Below are 749 nucleotides of genomic sequence, written 5' to 3'. Positions count from 1 at the left end.
TCGTATATGATCTCCTTCAGGTTCGTGCCCACGGGAAGCTCGTAGATCCCGGGTTTCTTCACGTATCCCGACAGGCCGAACAGCCTCGTCCCCCCATCTTTCTCGACGCCGAGGGAGGCGAACTTCTCGCCGCCGTGTGCGATGATGTAGGGGATGTCGGCAATGGTCTCCACGTTGTTGACTATGGTGGGGCCCGCGAAAACCCCCACCTGGGCGGGGAAGGGCGGCTTGAGCCGGGGCTGCCCCTTCTTTCCCTCCAGGGACTCTATGAGCGCCGTCTCCTCGCCGCAGATGTAGGCGCCCGCTCCCCGGTGGACGTAGACGTCGATGTCAAACGCCGAGCCGAGTACTTTTTTGCCCAGATACCCCCCCTCGTACGCCTCGGAGATCGCCTCCTCCAGGATCCGGGCCTGATTTACGAACTCGCCGCGAATGTAGATGAAGCATATGTTGGCCCCGATGGCGTATGCGGCGATGACGATCCCCTCGAGCAGGAGGTGGGGGCCCCGCTCCATGATCAGCCGGTCCTTGAAGGTCCCGGGCTCCCCCTCGTCGGCATTGACGACGAGGTATTTCTTCTTCGCCGACTCCTTCGGCACGAATCCCCATTTCACCCCCGCCGGGAATCCCGCTCCGCCTCTCCCCCGGAGGTTCGCCTTCTTCACCTCTTCGATCACCTCGTCGGGTGTCATCTTGAGCGCCTTTGTCAGGGCCTCGTACCCGCCGTACTCCCGGAAGGTGTCTATGTG

The 749-nt window shown here is 62.5% G+C and carries 1 protein-coding gene; it reads right to left on the bottom strand.

Annotated elements, in window-relative coordinates; genetic code table 11:
- A partial coding sequence (locus GTN70_05385; GenBank protein ID NIO16416.1) for an NADH-quinone oxidoreductase subunit F occupies positions 1-749 on the bottom strand: 749 nt, incomplete at both ends.

Source organism: Deltaproteobacteria bacterium (genome assembly GCA_011773515.1).
In the GTDB taxonomy this organism is placed as follows: Bacteria; Desulfobacterota; Deferrimicrobia; order J040; family J040; genus WVXK01.
This window is presented reverse-complemented; position numbering and strand designations above follow the sequence as displayed.